This is a genomic window from Kitasatospora sp. NPDC029367 (genome assembly GCF_055569135.1).
The window spans coordinates 1-16,777 of sequence record NZ_JBVHYH010000012.1; the positions used below are offsets into that span (position 1 = coordinate 1).

At 75.1% G+C, this 16,777-nt stretch carries 14 protein-coding genes and 1 pseudogene; 11 read left to right on the top strand and 4 right to left on the bottom strand.

Going from position 1 to position 16,777, the window contains the following annotated elements; translation table 11 throughout:
• Nucleotides 1–681, top strand: a pseudogene (locus ACZ4W5_RS09260) (tetratricopeptide repeat protein); the annotation flags it as partial.
• 156 nt (nucleotides 682–837) lie between these two features.
• Complete coding sequence (locus tag ACZ4W5_RS09265) at nucleotides 838–1,713, top strand: tetratricopeptide repeat protein (protein WP_465653778.1); 876 nt, start codon at nucleotides 838–840, stop codon at nucleotides 1,711–1,713.
• Nucleotides 1,714–1,842: 129 nt separating this feature from the next.
• Here the strand turns inward: ACZ4W5_RS09265 and ACZ4W5_RS09270 are convergent, their stop codons facing one another.
• Nucleotides 1,843–3,213 (bottom strand): DUF1015 domain-containing protein, encoded by a 1,371-nt coding sequence (locus tag ACZ4W5_RS09270; protein ID WP_360238487.1) that lies wholly within the window; start codon nucleotides 3,211–3,213, stop codon nucleotides 1,843–1,845.
• Nucleotides 3,214–3,305: 92 nt separating this feature from the next.
• On the opposite strand from ACZ4W5_RS09270, the gene ACZ4W5_RS09275 reads away from it, so the two are divergent.
• Together ACZ4W5_RS09275 and ACZ4W5_RS09280 are read left to right on the top strand one after the other, a co-directional pair.
• On the top strand, nucleotides 3,306–3,869 hold the full coding sequence (locus ACZ4W5_RS09275; protein ID WP_465653706.1) for a tetratricopeptide repeat protein: 564 nt from the start codon (nucleotides 3,306–3,308) through the stop codon (nucleotides 3,867–3,869).
• A gap of 72 nt (nucleotides 3,870–3,941) precedes the next feature.
• Nucleotides 3,942–4,988 carry an HAD-IIA family hydrolase gene (locus tag ACZ4W5_RS09280; protein WP_402479637.1) on the top strand — a complete coding sequence of 349 codons (1,047 nt, stop codon included), beginning with the start codon at nucleotides 3,942–3,944 and terminating at the stop codon, nucleotides 4,986–4,988.
• 180 nt (nucleotides 4,989–5,168) lie between these two features.
• Here the strand turns inward: ACZ4W5_RS09280 and ACZ4W5_RS09285 are convergent, their stop codons facing one another.
• Nucleotides 5,169–5,516 carry an alkyl sulfatase C-terminal domain-containing protein gene (locus ACZ4W5_RS09285; RefSeq protein ID WP_360238481.1) on the bottom strand — a complete coding sequence of 116 codons (348 nt, stop codon included), beginning with the start codon at nucleotides 5,514–5,516 and terminating at the stop codon, nucleotides 5,169–5,171.
• Between the two features lie 165 nt (nucleotides 5,517–5,681).
• Between ACZ4W5_RS09285 and ACZ4W5_RS09290 the strand changes: the two genes are divergently transcribed.
• The 4 genes from ACZ4W5_RS09290 (at nucleotide 5,682) to ACZ4W5_RS09305 (ending at nucleotide 8,683) form a co-directional block, all read left to right on the top strand.
• Complete coding sequence (locus ACZ4W5_RS09290) at nucleotides 5,682–6,560, top strand: hypothetical protein (RefSeq protein ID WP_465653707.1); 879 nt, start codon at nucleotides 5,682–5,684, stop codon at nucleotides 6,558–6,560.
• Nucleotides 6,544–6,840, top strand: coding sequence for a hypothetical protein (locus tag ACZ4W5_RS09295; protein WP_465653708.1), 297 nt, complete (start codon nucleotides 6,544–6,546; stop codon nucleotides 6,838–6,840). The genes ACZ4W5_RS09290 and ACZ4W5_RS09295 overlap by 17 nt, the downstream gene beginning before the upstream one ends.
• 36 nt (nucleotides 6,841–6,876) lie before the next feature.
• The gene (locus ACZ4W5_RS09300) at nucleotides 6,877–7,683 is read left to right on the top strand and encodes a TlyA family RNA methyltransferase (RefSeq protein WP_360238501.1); all 807 of its coding nucleotides are present in this window, start codon (nucleotides 6,877–6,879) and stop codon (nucleotides 7,681–7,683) included.
• 91 nt (nucleotides 7,684–7,774) lie between these two features.
• Nucleotides 7,775–8,683, top strand: a complete 909-nt coding sequence (locus ACZ4W5_RS09305) for an NAD kinase (RefSeq protein WP_360238475.1) — start codon at nucleotides 7,775–7,777, stop codon at nucleotides 8,681–8,683.
• Nucleotides 8,684–8,708: 25 nt separating this feature from the next.
• Here ACZ4W5_RS09305 and yczR read toward each other — a convergent pair whose 3' ends face one another.
• Nucleotides 8,709–10,211 (bottom strand): MocR-like transcription factor YczR, encoded by a 1,503-nt coding sequence (gene yczR, locus ACZ4W5_RS09310; RefSeq protein ID WP_465653709.1) that lies wholly within the window; start codon nucleotides 10,209–10,211, stop codon nucleotides 8,709–8,711.
• A gap of 131 nt (nucleotides 10,212–10,342) precedes the next feature.
• On the opposite strand from yczR, the gene yczE reads away from it, so the two are divergent.
• The 3 genes from yczE to ACZ4W5_RS09325 all read left to right on the top strand — a co-directional run bounded on the left by yczE (nucleotide 10,343) and on the right by ACZ4W5_RS09325 (nucleotide 14,280).
• A complete protein-coding gene (yczE, locus tag ACZ4W5_RS09315) occupies nucleotides 10,343–11,110 on the top strand; it encodes a membrane protein YczE (RefSeq protein WP_465653710.1) in 768 nt (255 codons plus the stop codon).
• An 88-nt stretch (nucleotides 11,111–11,198) separates the two neighbouring features.
• Entirely contained in the window at nucleotides 11,199–12,932 is a 1,734-nt protein-coding gene (gene recN / locus ACZ4W5_RS09320; RefSeq protein ID WP_360238497.1) for a DNA repair protein RecN, read from the top strand.
• Nucleotides 12,933–13,113: 181 nt separating this feature from the next.
• The gene (locus ACZ4W5_RS09325) at nucleotides 13,114–14,280 is read left to right on the top strand and encodes a glycosyltransferase family 4 protein (RefSeq protein WP_360238471.1); all 1,167 of its coding nucleotides are present in this window, start codon (nucleotides 13,114–13,116) and stop codon (nucleotides 14,278–14,280) included.
• 7 nt (nucleotides 14,281–14,287) lie between these two features.
• Here ACZ4W5_RS09325 and ACZ4W5_RS09330 read toward each other — a convergent pair whose 3' ends face one another.
• Nucleotides 14,288–16,294, bottom strand: a complete 2,007-nt coding sequence (locus tag ACZ4W5_RS09330) for a glycoside hydrolase family 15 protein (RefSeq protein ID WP_465653711.1) — start codon at nucleotides 16,292–16,294, stop codon at nucleotides 14,288–14,290.
• Between the last annotated feature and the right edge of the window lie 483 nt (nucleotides 16,295–16,777).

Sequence of the window (16,777 nt, forward strand, 5' to 3'; positions counted from 1 at the left end):
GGTGGGTTCCGTCGTGACGACCGCCCGAGTGGGTTCCGTCGCGATGACCGTGACGACCGTCCGCGTCGGGATGACCGTCCGTCGTTCCGCGACCGTGACGACCGCGGTGGCGACCGTGGCGGCTTCCGCCGTGACGACCGCCCGCAGGGTGGTGGCTTCAACCGCGACCGCGGTGACCGCCCCCAGGGTGGTGGCTTCAACCGCGACCGTGGCGACCGTCCCCAGGGTGGTGGCTTCAACCGCGACCGTGGCGACCGTCCCCAGGGTGGCGGCTTCAACCGGGATCGTGACGACCGTGGTGGCTTCCGTCGTGACGACCGTCCGCAGGGTGGTGGGTTCCGTCGTGACGACCGCCCGAGTGGGTTCCGTCGCGATGACCGTGACGACCGCGGTGGCTTCAACCGCGACCGCGGTGACCGCCCCCAGGGTGGCGGTTTCAACCGTGACCGGGACGACCGTGGCGGCTTCCGTCGCGACGACCGTCCGCAGGGTGGTGGGTTCCGTCGCGACGACCGCGGCGACCGTCCGCAGGGCGGTGGCTTCAACCGGGACCGTGACGACCGCGGCGGCTTCAACCGCGACCGTGGCGACCGCCCGCAGGGTGGTGGCTTCAACCGCGACCGCGGTGACCGGGGCGGCGACCGCGGTGGCTTCCGCCGTGACGACCGCCAGGGCGGTGGCGGCTTCCGTCGCGACGACCGTCCGTCCTACCGCGACCGTGACGACCGTGGAGGCGAGCGCGGCCGTGGGGACTACGACGACCGTCGTGGCAACTACGAGCCGGTCAAGCGTCTGCCGATCCCGGAGGACGTCACCGGCTTCGAGCTGGACGCGGACGTGCGTCAGGAGCTCAAGAGCCTGCCCAAGACCCTCGCGGACGACGTCGCCCGCAACCTGGTGATGGTGGCCCGGCTGCTCGACGGTGACGCGGAGGAGGCCTACCAGTACTCGCGCGTCGCGCTGCGGCTGGCGTCCCGCGTGGCCGCCGTCCGTGAGGCGGCCGGCTTCGCCTCGTACATGACGCAGCGTTACTCCGAGGCGCTGACCGAGTTCCGCGCCGCCCGTCGGATGACCGGTCGTGCCGACCTGTGGCCCGTGATGGCCGACTGCGAGCGCGGTCTGGGCCGTCCGGAGCGGGCGCTGGCGATGGCCGGCGAGCCCGAGGTGAAGCAGCTGGACAAGGCCGGCCAGGTGGAGATGCGCCTGGTCGCGGCCGGTGCCCGCAGCGACATGGAGCAGTTCGACGCGGCCGTCGTCACCCTGCAGAGCCCGGAGCTGGCCTCCAGCGCCGTGCACCCGTGGACCGCGCGCCTGCGCTACGCCTACGCCGAGGCGCTGATCGCGGCCGGCCGTGGCGACGAGGCCCGTGACTGGTTCGCCAAGGCCGCCGAGGCCGACACCGACGGTTCGACCAACGCCTCGGAGCGCCTGGCCGAGATCGACGGTGTGGAGTTCACCGACGCGCTCGACCCGGAGCTGGCCGACGAGGACGCCGACCAGGCCGAGGCCCCGGCGAAGAAGCGCGGCGGCGACGTCTCCGACGACCGCGTGATCTTCGAGGACGAGGAGGACGTCGAGGAGTTCTACGACGAGGACGACCTCGAGATCGACGAGGACTTCGACGGCGTGGTCCCCGAGCGTGCCGCGGACGCCAAGGCTGACGAGGCCGAGAAGGCTGACAAGGCCGAGGCCGAGGGCGACGCCCAGGCCTGAGCGCCCTGAAACACGCCGTGAGGCCCTGCCGATGCCCCTTCGGGGGAGATCGGCAGGGCCTCACGGCGTCCGGGGGTTCCTGCTGCCCGGCGGGAACGGTCGGAAGGCGCTAGCCCAGGTCGAAACGAGCTAGCCCAGCGGAAGACTGCGCAGCACCAGCCCGGTGGCGGGCTTGGGCCCGAACGAGGTGGACTTGCGCGGCATGGTGACGCCCTGTTCGGCCAGCCGTCGCACCACGCTCTCCCGGACCGGGTGCAGTAGTACGGCGGTGCCCCCGGTGCGGGCGGCCTCGCGCTCGGCGGCCACGGCGGTGTGCAGGTAGCCGATGTCGTCGGGGCCGTCGGGGACGTGCCAGGTGTGGTCGAGCAGGGTCGCGTGCAGCACGGTGGCGTCCAGACGGCGCCACTCCTCGGGCCGGTCGTGCGGCACGGTGGCCCCCAGCAGGGCCTCCTCGGGCTCGCCGAGCAGCCAGAACACGCCGTCGCCGCCGGTGAGGACGAAGCCGTTGCCGCCGTGCCGCTTCTGCTCGGCGAGGGCCTGGAGGGCGGCGGTCAGCGGACCGGGGACCTCCTTGACCTGCCACTGGTCGCCGAGCTTCTCCAGGGCCTCGGCCACCGGCAGCCGGTACAGCACCCGGTGGATGGCCCGGACCCGCAGCGGGTAGCGGGCGGTGTCCACCAGCAGCACCATGCCGCGGTCCCACGGGCTGCGGGGCAGGTGGCGGTGTTCGCGCTGGAGCCGCAGGTACATCTCCCAGCGGTGGTGGCCGTCGGCGATCAGGGCCCGGCAGGTGGCCAGGTCGCGGCTGATCTCGCCGAGCTCGGCGGGGTCCGTGACGGCCCACAGGCGGTGGTGGGTGCCGTCGGTGGTGGCGGTGGAGAGCAGCGGCTCGCCCTCGACGGTCCGCTCGATGACGCCGGAGGCGCCGCCGTTGCCGCGGTAGGTGAGCAGCAGCGGTTCGAGGTTGGCCCGGGTGGTGCGCATCAGTCCGACCCGGTCGGCGACCGGCCGGGGCATCACGTCCTCGTGGGGGAGGACGACGCCGGCCTCGGGGCCGCTCACCGCGAGGGCGCCGATCAGGCCGCGCTGGAGCAGTTCGGGCGCGTCACCGTTGCCGGGGACCCGCTGCTCGTAGACGTAGATGGCCGGCTCCGGGTCGGCGGCGAGGATGCCCTCGCGCTGCCAGGCGGCCAGCAGCCGGGCGGCGTGCCGGTACTTGGTGTCACGGTCGGAGCGGTCGCCGGCGTCCTCGGGCTCCGGGCGGGGCAGGATCAGCCGGACCACGTTGTGCGGATCGGCGGTCTCCAGGTCGAGCCGGCGCCCCGGGTCGACGACGTCGTACGGCGGGGACATCACCGAGGCCAGCGCGCCGACCCGGTCGGGGACGTAGCGCAGGCCACGGAAGGGGGACAGGGACAGGCCTGCGGTGGCGACGTGCCCGGGATCGCCGGGGCCGCCCACGGGAGTCTCGACTCCGTCTTCTGCACTGGGTGTGCTCATTCTGGGCATCGTAACCGGGTACGCGTTGTTGAGAGATCGGAATCCCCGTGCCGAACGGTCGGGCGGGTGTACGACCGAGGGCGAGGTACGGCATGCAGGACGGGCAGGAACAGCTGGACGGCGGTGCGCCGGGGGAGCGCGTGCCGACGGGCGGCGTGCCCGCCCAGGGGCGGCCCGGGGAGCCGGCCGGGGACGTCTACGACTGGTTCCGGCGGGGCGCGGAGCTGCTGGCCCAGGGGCATCCGGCGGCGGCCGAGCAGTTGCTGGCCCGGGCGGCGGCGGCCGAGCCGCACTCGCGCAGCATCCGGGAGGCGCTGGCCCGGGCGCAGTTCGACGCCGGTTCGTACGCGGCGGCGCTGGAGAACTTCCGGGCGGTGGCGCTGGCCGATCCCTCGGACGACTACGCTCAGTTCGGGTGGGGGGTCGCGGCGGCCAGGCTGGGCGACTTCGAGACCTCCGCCGAGCACCTGGCGCTGGCGGTGGCCATGCGGCCGGAGACCGACCACTACCGGGCGGCGCTGCGGCAGACCAGGGCGACCCTGGCGGCCCGCGCCGGAGCCTACGGCCCGCTGCTGCCCGGAGCGCCCGGCTACCGTGAGCCGGGGGTGCACGGGCAGGTCGGGGGAGAGCCGGGCGGCGTCGACGAGGACGCCTGACCGGGCGGGCAGTGACGAGCAGACGAACCGCGGAGAACGCGGACGAACCGCAGTGAATGAGGTAGGGCAGGCATGACCGAGACGGCCACCCCCGCGCGACGGACCGCCCCCGGCGGCAGCGACCGCCCGCTGACCGAGGCGTACGACACGGCGCTGCTGGACCTGGACGGCGTGGTCTACGCCGGCCCGCACGCGATCGAGCACGCGGTGGACTCGCTGGCGGCGGCCCGGACGGCCGGGATGCGGCTCGCGTACGTGACCAACAACGCCTCCCGCCCGCCGCGCGTGGTCGCCGAGCACCTGACCGAGCTGGGCGTGCCGGCCGAGCCCGCGGACGTGATCAACTCGGCCCAGGCGGCCGCCCGGGTGGTCGCCGAGAAGGTGCCGGCCGGGGCGAAGGTGCTGGTGGTGGGCGGGCTGGGACTGGAGGAGGCGCTGGCCGAGCGCGGGCTGGTCGCCGTCCGCTCGCTGGCCGAGGAGCCGCTCGCGGTGGTGCAGGGCTTCGACCCGTCGGTCGGCTGGGCCCAGCTGGCGGAGGCCGCGTACGCGGTGCGCGGCGGGCTGCCGTGGGTCGCCTCCAACACCGACATGACGGTGCCGACGGCGCGGGGGATCGCGCCCGGCAACGGGACGCTGGTGGCGGCGGTGCGGGCGGCGGCCGGAGTGGACCCGGAGGTGGCGGGCAAGCCGCTGCCGCCGATGCACCGGGAGACCGTGCTGCGGACGGGTGCGCGGCGGCCGCTGGTGGTCGGGGACCGGCTGGACACCGACATCGAGGGCGCCTTCAACGGCGGGGTGGACAGCCTGCTGGTGTTCACCGGGGTGACCACCCCGGCGCAGCTGCTGGCGGCCCCGGTCGAGCACCGGCCGACGTACCTGGCGGCCGACCTGCGAGGCCTGCTGGTCGCGCAGCCGGCCGTGACGGCGGTGACGGCGGCGGGCGGCGGTTTCGCGTGCGGCGGCTGGACGGCGGTGGCGGAGGGCGGTGCGCTGCGGCTGACCGGTGCCGGGGACCGCTGGGACGGCCTCCGGGCGCTGTGCGCGGCGGCCTGGACGGCGCTGGACGCGGACGGCGGGCCGGTGGACGGGCGGAAGGCGCTGGCCGAGCTCGGGTTCTGAGGTGGTTCGGGACGGTCGTCTTGGACGGTTGTCCGAGACGACCGTCTGAGTCGTACGTCCGATTAAGACGTCCAGGGCAAGGTGTCCAGGACGGGGCGTCCGGATCGGGCGTCCGACACGGACGTACGAACCGGACCTCGATACGGACGTCCGTCTCAGACGCCCGGCCCGGCCACGACCTCAGAGCAGGGTGCGCAGCCGCAGCAGGTCGCGGAAGCCGGCCTCCAGCTTGATCCGGCCGCTCGCCCAGGCGGAGGCGAAGTTGAGTTCGCCGCCGACCAGGGCGAGCAGGTCGTCGCCGGTCATGGTGAGCCGGATCGCGGCCTTCTCGGCGGGCGAGCCGGGCACGGCGACCACGTCCTGGATCCGGCCGTCGCGCAGCTGCCCGGTGAAGGTCAGGTCGAGGTCGGTGATCCGGCAGCTCAGCGAGCGGTCGAGGGCGGCGGCCTTCCGGACGTCGCCGGTGGCCTTCGCCATGTTCCGGCTGAGCTGCTCCAGCGCCTCCCGGCACTCCTCGGCGTTCGCCACGGCGCTCGCTCCATCCCCAGGTCACTACGGTGCGGACTGCCGGGCCACGGTACCTCAGGAGGGTTTTGGCGGTAGCGTCGTCAGTGGGGTGCCCGGAATCGCCCGGGTGCCGAGGGCGACGGAGCGCGGCGCGCGGGCGCGTGCAGGCGCGGAGGAGGCACCCGGATGCTGCCGAGGACGGTGCGGGGAGCGGTGGCGGCCGCCGCCGTGGTGGTGGAGGAGGTCGGCAAGCGGGTCGTCGACACGGCGGCCGCGGTCCTGGAGAAGACCGGCGTCGACGTGGCCGAGGTCGAGCGCAGGCTGGGCGGCCAGTTCCCGCCGTCGGCGAAGACGCTGCAGACCCTGGCGGAGGAGGCCGTCACCGCCGGGCGGGCCGGGGTGGACCTGGCGGTCGGGGTGGCGCGCAACGAGGTGGAGAAGGCCTTCGAGAAGGTCGGCGACCAGGTGACCAAGGTCGGCGTGGTGCTGGCGTACCTGGAGAGCAAGCTGCGCGAGGTCGAGGAGGATCCGGCCGTGGCCAAGGCCGGGTCGGGCCCGGCCGGGTACCCGGCGGAGGAGCCGGTGCCGGCGCCCCGGGCGGACGACCTGTTCGGGCGCGGCTGGGAGTTCGAGGACGAGCGCGTGGCGGCGGAGCCGATAGTGGCCGAGCGGGTGGAGGTGGACGAGCCGGTCGAGGTCGATCCGCCGGTGGCACCGCGGCGGCCCGTGGCGGCGGCCGGGCACCCGGCGGCGGAGGGGGCGGCGGCGGAGGCGGAGAAGGCCGCAGTGGTGAAGAAGGCCACCGCCGCCAAGAAGACCGCTGCCGCCAAGAAGACCACCCCGGCGAAGAAGACCACCCCGGCCAAGACGGCCACCCCGGCGAAGAAGGCCACCGCGGCGAAGAAGACCGCTGTCGCCAAGAAGGCCACGGTGAAGAAGACGGCCGCTGCGAAGCCGACCGAGGCGGTCGGCCGGGCCGGGACGGCGGCCAAGCGCACGGCGACGAAGAAGACCACCGTCCGCAAGGCCAGCAGCACGAAGAAGCCCGATGTCCGGGACGAGTGAGCCGGGCGCACCGGCCGAGCCCGCCCAGCTCGTAGAGCCGACTGAGCCCGCCCAGCCCCCCGAGCCGGCCCAGCCCACCCAGCCCCCCGAGCCCGCCCAGCCCGCCGCAGCGGTCGGGCCGCTCGGCGTCGAACTGCTGCCCACCGGGCACCCCGGGGTGGATGCCGGGCTGGCCCGGCTGGAGGCTCTGGACGGGGTCCCGGCCGAGGCACACGTCGCGGTGTACGAAGATGTTCACCAGCGGCTCGCCGACGCGTTGGCCGCACTCGACCGGGAATGATCCGCAGGACCCGTAGGAGCTGAAACACCAGTGGCAGTGGCACGACGCCGACTCGACGCGGAGCTGGTCCGCCGCAAGCTGGCCCGGTCGCGTGAGCACGCGTCCGAGCTGATCGCGGCCGGCCGGGTGACCGTCGGTGGCACCACCGCGACCAAGCCGGCCACCCAGGTGGAGACCTCGGCGGCGGTCGTGGTGGCGAAGGACGACAACGACCCCGACTACGTCTCGCGCGGCGGGCACAAGCTGGCCGGGGCGTTCGCGGCCTTCGTGCCGCAGGGCCTGGTGGTCGAGGGCCGCCGGGCGCTGGACGCGGGCGCCTCCACCGGCGGGTTCACCGACGTGCTGCTGCGGGCCGGGGCGGCCCACGTGCTGGCGGTGGACGTCGGCTACGGGCAGCTGGCCTGGTCGCTGCAGAGCGACGAGCGGGTGACGGTGATGGACCGCACCAACGTCCGTGAACTGACCCTGGAGTCGATCGGCGGCACCCCCGTCGACCTGGTGGTCGGCGATCTCTCCTTCATCTCGCTGGGCCTGGTGCTGCCCGCGCTGGCCGCCTGCGCGGCCCCGGACGCGGACCTGGTGCTGATGGTCAAGCCGCAGTTCGAGATCGGCAAGGAGCGGCTCGGCAGCGGTGGGGTGGTGCGCAGCCCGCAGCTGCGTGCCGAGATGGTCCGGCAGGTCGCCGGGCAGGCGTGGGAGCTGGGGCTGGGCGTGCGCGCGGTCACCGCGAGCCCCCTGCCGGGGCCGTCCGGGAACGTCGAGTACTTCCTCTGGATGCGCCGGGACGCCCCGCAGCTGGACCCCGCGGACGCGGACCGGGCCGTCGCGGAGGGGCCCCGATAGGGTGCTCTGCGAGCGTCCGGCCCGTCATGCTGGATGGCGCGGCCGCACCGGGCCGAGGGCGACCCGGCAGGCGTAGGGAGAGGGCAGCGGCATGAGCGATGAAGAACGCACGGTCTTCCTGATCGCGCACACCGGCCGGGAGGCGGCGCTGCGCAGCGTCGAGGCCCTGGTGCACGGGCTGCTGAAGTCGGGGCTGCGGATCAGGCTGCTGGAGGCGGAGGCGGTGGACCTCGACCTGCCGGACGGGGTCGAGAAGGTGGCCGAGGGGCCGGGGGCGGCGGACGGCTGCGAGCTGATCCTGGTCGCCGGCGGGGACGGCACGCTGCTGCGCGGCGCGGAGTTGGCGCGCTCGCACGGGCTGCCGATGCTGGGCATCAACCTGGGCCGGGTCGGCTTCCTGGCCGAGGCGGAGCGGGACGACCTGGCCGTGGTGGTCGAGCGGGTGGTGGACGCCGACTACGAGGTCGAGGAGCGGATGACGATCGACGTCATCGTCCGCACCAACGGCGACGTGGTGCACGAGGACTGGGCGCTGAACGAGGCGTCGATCGAGAAGGCGTCCCGGGAGCGGATGCTGGAGGTGGTGACCGAGGTGGACGGCCGTCCGGTCTCCAACTTCGGCTGCGACGGGGTGGTCTGTGCGACGCCGACCGGTTCGACGGCGTACGCCTTCTCGGGCGGCGGGCCGGTGGTGTGGCCGGAGGTGGAGGCGCTGCTGATGGTGCCGATCTCCGCGCACGCGCTGTTCGCCCGGCCGCTGGTGACCTCGCCGGACTCGGTGCTGGCGGTCGAGGTGCAGCCCAAGACCCCGCACGGGGTGCTCTGGTGCGACGGGCGCCGCTCGGTCGAACTGCCCGCCGGGGCGCGGGTGGAGGTGCGCCGGGGGAGGACGCCGGTGCGGCTGGCCAGGCTGCACCGGGCGCCGTTCACCGACCGGCTGGTCGCCAAGTTCGCGCTCCCGGTGACGGGTTGGCGCGGCCGCTCGAACACCCCCTGCTGACGGCCGGCCGGAGCGTCCGGGCGGCTCAGACCGCCAGCGCCTGGCCCTCGTCGGCCGAGCCGAGCCGGCCGCCCGCCGTGGCGCGGGCGGCCAGCGCGGCCAGCCGCCGCACGGCGGCGGGGACGGCCGGGGCGGGCACGGTGAGCGGGATCCGGATGTGGTGCTCGAAGGCGCCGTCCGAGCCGAACCGGTTGCCGGCGGCGATCCGGATCCCGGCGTGCTCCCCGGCCTGGGCGAGCGCCGCGCCGGACAGGCCGCCGGTGGTCACCCAGAGCGCGAGGCCGCCGGGCGGCAGCCGGAAGCTCCACTCCGGCAGTTGCTCGGGCAGTGCGGCGGCGAAGGCGTGCGCGGTGGCCCGCAGCCGGTCCAGCTGGTGGGCGCGGACGGCGGGGAGCGGTTCGCCCAGCAGCTCGGCGGCGATCAGCTGGTCGAGCACCGGAGTGCCGACGTCGCTGTAGACCCGCTCGGAGGCCAGCCGCCGGACCAGCGCGGGCGCGGCCCGGACCCAGCCGATCCGCAGGCCGCCCCAGAGCAGCTTGCCGGCCGAGCCGACGGTGACCACCTGGGCGGCCCGGTCCAGCGCCGCCACCGGGCGCGGCAGCGGTGTGGACTCCGGTACGCCCCAGCCGAGTTCGGCGGTGGTCTCGTCCACCAGCACGATGCTCCCGACGGCCCGGGCGGCGGCCAGCAGCCGACGGCGCTGGTCCTCGTCGATCAGCGCGCCGGTCGGGTTGTGGAAGTCGGGGATGACGTACGAGACCTTGGGGGCGGCCCCGCGCAGCACCCGCTGCCACTCCTCCAGGTCCCAGCGCCTGCGGGCGCCGGAGGCGTCGTACGGGACCGGCACCAGGCGTGCCCCGGTGAGGCGCAGCGCCTGGAGGGTGTGGGCGTAGCTGGGGGCCTCGACGGCGACCCGGTCGCCGCGGCCGACCAGTACCCGCTGGACCAGGTGCAGTCCGCCCATCGCGCCGGTGGTGACGAGGATCTGGTCGGGGGTGGTGGGCAGGCCGCGCTCGGTGTAGCGGCGGGCCACGGCCTCGCGCAGCACCGGGACGCCGGTGGGGTAGTGGCCGTGCCCGGCGGCGTACTGCGGCAGCAGTTCGACGGCCCGGGCGGCGGCCCGGCCCAGCCAGGGCTGGGGGGCGGGCAGGGCGGCGACGCCGAGGTCGAGGATCCGTTCCTGTTCGTCCGGCGGGACGGGGTGCAGGGCGTTGCTGGGCGGCGGGGCGCCCTCGGGCAGGGCGGTCCAGCTGCCGGCGCCGCGGCGGCTGAGCAGGTAGCCGTCGCCGCGCAGGGCCTCGTAGGCGGTGGTGACGGTGGTGCGGCTGAGTTCCAGGGCGGAGGCGAGTTCGCGTTCGGCGGGCAGCCGGGCGCCGACCGGCAGCCGGCCCTCGGTGACCAGCAGCCGGATCTGCCCGGCCAGGGTGCGGTAGGCGGGGCGGCGGGCGGTGGCCGGTTCGGGCAGTCGCGCGGTGGCGAGCAGCCGGGCCAGCGCGGGCGGGGTGACGGTGGTGTGCCAGTCGGCCATCGCTGATCAGTCCACTTGCTCGGAATTGGCCCTGTCATGAGCCACTTTGGCCTCTTCATGATGGCAGGGCGGCCACCGCGCCGCCACCACCGGGGCCGGCCCGGGGTGCAGCACCACCCGCAGGAGCAGCAGTGGCCAGCACGACCGCGTCCACCTCCCCGTCCACCTCGACCGCGTCCACCTCGACCGAGCCTGCCTCGACCGCGCCCGCCTCCCCGACGGCCGCCGCGTCCGGCGCCCCCGGTCCGCAGCCCGCCCGGCCGGGCCTTGCCGTCCGGATCCTCGGCGACACCCACGCGCTGGGCCGCCGGCTCCCGCAGCTCGCCGTCGGCCTCGCCCTGTACGGGACGAGCATGGCGCTGATGCTCCGCTCCGGCCTCGGCCTCGACCCCTGGGACGTGTTCCACCAGGGCCTGCAACGTGTGTTCGGCCTCACCGTGGGCGCCTGGGTGACCATCTGCGGCGCCCTGGTGCTGCTGCTGTGGATCCCGCTACGCCAGCGCCCGGGCGTGGGCACCGTCGCCAACGTGCTGGTGATCGGCGCGTCGATGGACCTCACCCTGCGGGTGGTCGACGGCCCGCAGGGCCTGCCCGCCCGGGCCGCGCTGATGGCCGCCGCGGTGCTGCTCAACGGCGTGGCCTCCGGCCTCTACATCGGTGCCCGGCTCGGCCCGGGCCCGCGCGACGGCCTGATGACCGGACTGCACCGGCGCACCGGGCGTTCGCTGCGGCTGATCCGCACCGGCATCGAGGTCACCGTGCTCGCCGTCGGACTGCTGCTCGGCGGCACCGCCGGGGTCGGCACGGTGGTGTACGCGCTGCTCATCGGTCCGCTGGTGCAGTTCTTCCTGCCGTGGTGCACGGTGCCCACCACTGCCGAAACGCCCCGGAAGGAGTGAACCCGGCGGCACGGAGTTGCCGCGCGCCGTTGCCGCTCGTCGCGCTCCGGGGGCGGAACCTCGTAAGGTCGTCTCCGTGTTGGACGAGATGCGGATACGGGATCTTGGGGTCATCGACGACGCGGTGGTCGAGCTGGCTCCCGGCTTCACCGCCGTGACCGGTGAGACCGGCGCCGGCAAGACCATGGTGGTGACCAGCCTCGGCCTCCTGCTCGGCGGCCGCGCCGACCCCGGCCTGGTGCGCCACGGGGCCGGCCGCGCCGTGGTGGAGGGCCGGCTGGAACTGCCCGCGGACTCCCCGGCGGCGGTCCGGGCCGTCGAGGCCGGGGCCGAACTGGACGACGGAGCGCTGCTGATCAGCCGGACCGTCTCCGCCGAGGGCCGCTCCCGGGCGTACGTCGGCGGGCGGGCCGTCCCGGTCGGGCTGCTCACCGAACTCGGCGAGGACCTGATCGCCGTGCACGGCCAGACCGACCAGCAGCGGCTGCTGCGCCCGGCCCGCCAGCGCGGCGCGCTGGACCGCTACGCGGGCGCGGCGGTCGCCGAGCCGCTGGCCCGCTACCGGGAGACCTACCGGGCCCTGCGCGAGGTCGCGGCCACCCTGGAGGAGCTGACCACCCGGGCCCGCGAGCGCGCCCAGGAGGCCGACCTGCTGCGCTTCGGCCTGGACGAGATCGCCGCCGCCGAGCCGGTGGCCGGGGAGGACGTCGAGCTGGCCGCCGAGGCCGAGCGGCTCGGCCACGCCGACGCGCTGTCCTCCGCCGCGACCCTCGCCCACGCCGCCCTGGCCGGCGACCCGGCCGACCCGGAGGCGCTGGACGCGGGCACCCTGCTCGCCCAGTCCCGGCGCGCCCTGGAGGCCGTGCGCCACCACGACGAGCGGCTGGCCGCCCTGGCCGACCGGCTGAACGAGGTCGGCTACCTGCTGGCCGACGTCGCCGGGGACCTCGCGGGCTACGCCGACGACCTGGACGCCGACCCGGTGCGCCTCGCCGCGGTCGAGGACCGCCGGGCCGTGCTGGCCCAGCTGCTGCGCAAGTACGGCGGCGAGCGGAACGACCTCGCCGAGGTGATCGCCTGGGCCGAGGCCGGCTCCGCCCGGCTCGCCGAACTCGACGGCGACGACGAGCGGATCGACCAGCTCGGCGCCCAGGAGACCGAGCTGCGGGCCGAGTTGGCCGAGCTGGCGGCCGAGGTGTCGGCCGCCCGGCAGGCCGCGGCCGGGCGCTTCGCCGAGGCCGTCTCCGCGGAGCTCGCCGAACTCGCCATGCCGCACGCCCGGGTGACCTTCTCGATCACCCGGGTCGACGACCTGGCCGGCATCGAACTGGACGGCCGTACCGTCGCGTACGGGCCGCACGGTGTGGACGAGGTCGAGGTGCTGCTCGCCCCGCACCCGGGCGCCCCGCCGCGCCCGATCGCCAAGGGCGCCTCGGGCGGTGAGCTGTCCCGGGTGATGCTCGCCGTCGAGGTGGTCTTCGCGGGCGCCGATCCCGTCCCCACCTACCTGTTCGACGAGGTGGACGCGGGCGTCGGCGGCAAGGCCGCGGTAGAGATCGGCCGCCGGCTGGCCAAACTGGCCGAATCCGCCCAGGTCGTGGTGGTCACCCACCTCCCGCAGGTGGCCGCGTTCGCGGACCGGCACCTGGTGGTGGAGAAGACCGTCGACGGCACCGTGACCCGTTCCGGGGTCAAGGTGTTGAACGACGAGGAGCGAGTGCGGGAACTCTCCCGGATGCTGGCCGGCCTGGAGGACTCGGAGCTGGGCCGGGCCCACGCCGAGGAGCTGCTGGCCACCGCCCGGGCCCCTCGCCACCGGTAGCCCGAACCGGCGGCCCTCCCCGTCGGGACGGCGACGCGCCCCCGGTGGCGCCGACTGTCCAAGAGGGCCGCCGACCTGGCATGGTGGCGGCTGGACACTGGCTTTCCAGTCCCGAGCGCCGCCGGGCGGGCAATCCTCGCGAAGCGGCGCGCGAACCTGATCGAGTCGGATGCGAGACGACGTGGACCATTCCGCTGCCCGGGCCACCGCGGCCGCCCCGGAACCGGGGCAGCTGCACGTGGTACTCGTTCTGGCCGCCAGCACCGGCGGCATCGGTGCGCACGTGCGTTCCCTGGCCCAGGGCCTGGTCGCGCACGGGGTGATCGTGACGGTCTGCGCACCGGCCGGTACGGACGCGCTGTTCGGCTTCTCCCGCACCGGCGCGCGGTTCCACACCGTCGACATCACCCCCACCTCGGGGGCCCGCAGCGACGCCACCGCGATCGGCGAGCTGCGCCGGGCCTTCACCGGCGCCGACGTGGTGCACGCCCACGGGCTGCGGGCCGGCCTGCTGTCCGACCTCGCGCTGCGCACCGCCGGCCGCTTCCCGGGCCTGCGCCCGGAGACCCCGCTGGTGGTCACCTCGCACCACGCGCTGCTGGCCACCGGCATGGAGCGGCGGCTGCAGCGGCTGATGGAGCGCCGGGTGGCGCGCGCCGCCGACCTGGTCCTCGGCGCCTCCTCCGACCTGGTCGCCAGGGCCCGCGAACTGGGCGCCACCGACGCCCGGCTGGGCCCGGTGGCCGCCCCGCCGATGCCCGAGGGCCGGCTCGGCCGGGCCGAGGCGCGGGCCGCGCTGCTCGGCGACGGCCCGGACCGCCCGCTGGTGCTGGCGGTCGGCCGGCTCGTCCCGCAGAAGGCCTTCGGGGCGCTGCTGGACGCCACCGCCGAGCTGTCCGCGCTGGACCCGGAGCCGCTGCTGCTGCTCGCCGGGGACGGCCCGGAGGCGGGCCCGCTGCGCGAGCGGGTCGCCGCCGAGAAGCTGCCGGTGCGCCTGCTCGGCTACCGCACCGACGTACCCGACCTGTTGGCCGCGGCCGACGTGGTGGTGGTCTCCAGCCGCTGGGAGGCCCGTTCGCTGGTGGTCCAGGAGGCGATGCGGGCCGGCGTGCCGGTGGTCGCCACCGCCGTCGGCGGCATCCCCGAACTGGTCGGCGACGCCGCCCTGCTGGTGCCGCCCGGGGATCCCGCGGCGCTCGGCCGGGCGGTGCGCGGGCTGCTCGCCGACCCGGCCCGCCGGGAGCAGCTGGTGGCGGCCGGCCGGCAGCAGGCCGAGACCTGGCCGGACGAGGCCGCCACCGTCGCCCAGGTGCTCAGCACCTACGACGAGTTGGTGCAGCGGGGCTGAGCAGCCCTCAGACGCTCGCCCGCTCCACCCGCTCCGCGGCCCGGTCGGTATCGGCGCCGTCCGGCTGGGCCGACAGGTACGCGGCGCCGCAGGCGGTCAGCCGCAGGGCGGTGTCGATCAGCGGGACGTGGCTGAACGCCTGCGGGAAGTTGCCGACCTGGCGCTTGAGCCGGGGGTCCCACTCCTCGGCCAGCAGCCCGAGGTCGTTGCGCAGGGAGAGCAGCCGGTCGAACAGCTCGCGGGCCTCCTGCACCCGGCCGATCATGGCGAGGTCGTCGGCGAGCCAGAACGAGCAGGCCAAGAAGGCGCCCTCGTGGCCGGACAGGCCGTCCACGTTGTTGCCGGACTCGTCGTGGGTCGGGTAGCGCAGCACGAAGCCGTCCTCGGTGGACAGTTCGCGCTGGATCGCCTCGATGGTGCCGATCACCCGCTTGTCGTCCGGCGGCAGGAAGCCGACCTGGGGGATGAGCAGCAGCGAGGCGTCCAGCTCCCTGCCTCCGTAGTACTGGGTGAAGGTGTTGCGCTCGGGGTCGTAGCCCTTCTCGCAGACGTCCCGGTGGATGGTCTCGCGCAGGACGCGCCAGCGCTCCAGGTGGTTGTCGGAGGGGGCGTCCTCGGGGGTCTGCTCCAGCAGCTTGATGGTGCGGTCGACGGCGACCCAGGCCATCACCTTGGAGTGGACGAAGTGCCGGCGCGGGCCGCGGACCTCCCAGATTCCCTCGTCCGGGTTCTGCCAGTGGTCCTCCAGGTACTCGATCAGGCGCAGCTGGAGGTGGAGGGCGTGGTCGTTGCGGACCAGGCCGGTCATGTGGGCCAGGTGCAGGGCCTCCACCACCTCGCCGTAGACGTCGAGTTGGAGCTGCCCGGCGGCGCCGTTGCCGATCCGTACGGGCAGCGAGCCCTCGTAGCCGGGCAGCCAGTCCAGCGAGGACTCGGTGAGCTCGCGCTCGCCGGCGATGCCGTACATGATCTGCAGGTTCTCCGGGTCGCCGGCGACCGCGCGCAGCAGCCACTCGCGCCAGGCGCGGGCCTCCTCGCGGTAGCCGGTGCGCAGCAGCGAGGAGAGGGTGATCGCGGCGTCGCGCAGCCAGGTGTAGCGGTAGTCCCAGTTGCGTTCGCCGCCGATGTCCTCGGGCAGGGAGGTGGTGGGGGCGGCGACGATGCCGCCGGTGGGGGCGTAGGTGAGGCCCTTGAGGGTGATCAGCGAGCGGACCACGGCCTCCCGGTAGGGGCCCTGGTAGGTGCACTGGTCGGCCCAGTCGTGCCAGAACCCGGCGGTGGCGTCGAGCATCGCCTCGGCGTCCGGGACGGCCGGCGGCTCCAGGTGGGAGGCCTGCCAGGTGAGGGCGAAGGCGATCCGCTCGCCGGCCCGGACGGTGAAGTCGGCGTAGGTGGTGAGGTCGCGCCCGTAGGTCTCGGCCTCGCCGTCCAGCCAGACCGAGTCGGGCCCGGCCATGGCGACGGTGCGGTGGCCGCCGTCGGCCTGCTCGACCCGGTGCACCCAGGGGACGATCCGGCCGTAGGAGAAGCGCATCCGCAGCGCCGAGCGCATCCGCACGGCCCCGGCCACGCCCTCGACGATCCGGATCATCTGCGGCACGGAGTCCTTGCCGGCCAGCGGGCGGGGCGGCATGAAGTCGATCACCCGGACGGTGCCGCCCTGGGAGTCCCACTCCTGCTCCAGGATCAGCGAGTCGCCCCGGTAGCGGCGGCGGGCGGCGGGCACGGCGGGGGCGGCGGCGGTGGGCGGCGGGACGCGCAGGGCGGCGGTGTCGCCGAGGCGGGGCAGGGCGGCCTCGGCGGGGGCGGTGGCCGGGGCGGGGAGATCGGTCGCCACGGCCTCGGCCGGTCCGATCCGCCAGAAGCCGTGTTCATCGGTGCCGAGCAGGCCGGCGAACACCGCCGGCGAGTCGAAGCGGGGGAGGCAGAGCCAGTCCACCGCCCCGTCCCTGCTGACCAGGGCAGCGGTCTGCATGTCCCCGATGAGTGCGTAGTCCTCGATACGGCCGGCCACGTGGATCTCCAGTTCGCAATGTGGTCAGGGCATCGGCGAACCAGGAGCGAGCGGGGCTGCGGGGCCGGAGGTTCACCCCGGGACGTCCGGCCCGCCGGGGGGTGCTGGCGGGCCTTGCTGGAGTGTCCGCGCGGGGCTCGGTCGAGCCCCTGGGGTTGGGTGGGGAGGAGCTGGATTACGGGGAGGTCCGGTCGCGCATCGGGGACCGGGAGTGTCCTGACGCTCCCACGCCCTCCGCGTGCTCGTGCTGTCGCGATGCGTTCGTGCAGCTTACGACGGACGAAAGGGGCGAAGCACGCGGGCGCAGCCTCGTGTGGCGCCGCAATTCGGCGGAAATGCCGTGCATCGCGGGGGCGCGGCGCAGGATGGTCCGGAAGGATCAGCTCCGGGTGGCCGTAACGGACGGGCTGGCATGGCCCGGTCGGAGCGCCCCGGCTGGCCCGGTCCGGTGGGTGGTGCGACCGGTGTGACGCGTGCGGCGGA